The sequence below is a fragment of the Delftia sp. S65 genome (assembly GCF_016516495.1).
Taxonomy (GTDB): domain Bacteria; phylum Pseudomonadota; class Gammaproteobacteria; order Burkholderiales; family Burkholderiaceae_C; genus Comamonas; species Comamonas acidovorans.
Genome location: NZ_JACVUR010000091.1, coordinates 1 through 1,704 on the forward strand (window position 1 = coordinate 1; position 1,704 = coordinate 1,704).

Sequence of the window (1,704 nt, forward strand, 5' to 3'; positions counted from 1 at the left end):
GGCCAGGCTGTCGGCCGAGACCTGCACCTGCGGATCGGCATCCGATTCGGCCGACAGGTCCAGTGTATCGACCTCCAGAATCTGCAAGCGGTCTGCACCCGGAATGCGCGTACGCACTGCAGCCTGCGTCAGCACCAGGGCAATGCCGCTGTCCTCCACCATGTGCGCCAGCCGGTCGGCCGGATAGTCCGGATCCAGCGGCACATAGGCGCCACCGGCCTTGAGGATGGCCAGCAGGCCGACCACCATCTCCACCGAGCGCGACATGGCAATGCCCACGCGCGACTCGGGGCGCACGCCCAGGGCGACCAGGCGATGGGCCAGGCGGTTGGCCTGGGCGTTGAGTTCGCCATAGCTGAGGCTGTGTGCATCGAATACCAGGGCCTTCGCCCCGGGCCGCACACGCGCCTGTTCTTCGATCGCGTGCTGCAGCGGCACGGCATGCGCAGGGCAGGGCTGCCTGCTGCCGCAGCGCTCAAGCGCCGTCCGCTCCGTCTCACCCAGAATCTGCAGCGCCCCTGCATTGCTGTGTGGAGCCCGCTCCAGCGCCCCGACGACCGCCTGGATGGCGGCCCCCATGTAGCTGCACATCCGCTGGGCACCAATGGACTCGCTGGCCTGCATCACGATGCCGAAGCCCTCGCCCAGATCATCGATCGATACCGTTACCGGGTAGTTGGTGCGCTCCTGTCCACCCAGTGCCGTGAGGCCTTCCCATGCGCTGGAAGTCCCGTCATCCTGAACCAGATAACGGTAGTTGAGCAGAGTGGAGAACAGCGGCGTGCCTCCCTCCAGCGCACTGCAGCGCTGCGCCAGCGACAGCGTCGCGTGCTCATGGTGCATCAGCCCCGACAACCCCTCATGCGTCTGGCGCAGGCACTCCTGCACGCTGCGCTCTCCCAGCCGTATGCGTAGCGGCAAGGTGTTGATGAACATGCCCAGCGCACGCTCCACCCCCTCGCCACCCTGCATGCGCCCGAACAGCACCGTGCCGAACACCACGTCGTCCCTGCCCGTGGTCCGGCCCAGCACCAGCGACCAGGCCAGATGGAACAGGCTGGCCGCGCTCACGCCCTGGCGCTGCGCTGCAAGGCGCACGGCGCGTGCCAGCCCCGCATCCAGCACATGGCGCGCCTCCTGCACCCCGCTGCCGTCACCCTGCACGTCCAACAGGCCGAAAGGCGCCGTGGGCTCATCCACATCGCCCAGCATGGCGCGAAAGAACTCTTCGTGCTCCCTGGCGCTCACCCCCAGCCGTGCCTGCGCCACGAAGCGCCTGAAGGGCAGCGGCTGGGGCAGCGCATGCTCGCGCCCCTGACGGATCAGACCAATCTCCTCGACGATGCGCTCCAGCGTCGTGTGGTCCAGCACCAGATGGTGGGTCAGCAGCTGCAGCAGCCAGCGGCCCTGCGGCGCATCCTGCGCCGCCACGGCGCGGATCATCGGTGCCTTGCGCACTTCGATGCGCTGCACGCGCGGGTCCAGCCGCTCGTGCAACTGCGCCGCCGCATCGGCGCCAGCCTGAACCTCCACCCATTCAGCAACCACCTGCGCCTTGCGCCAGACCACCTGCACGGGCTCGGCCAGCCCTTCCCACAGCACGGCCGTGCGCAGGATGTCGTGCCTTGCGATCACCTGGTTGAGGCTGTCCACAAAGCCTTGCAGCCGCTCGTGCGTATCGAAGCTCAGCAGGTTGGGCGTGGC

At 68.2% G+C, this 1,704-nt stretch carries 1 protein-coding gene; it reads right to left on the reverse strand.

Annotation, left to right across the window (positions count from 1 at the left end):
- Positions 1 to 1,704, reverse strand: a 1,704-nt coding sequence (locus IAE24_RS29930; RefSeq protein ID WP_200016421.1) for a condensation domain-containing protein, incomplete at both ends; no start/stop codon positions are given.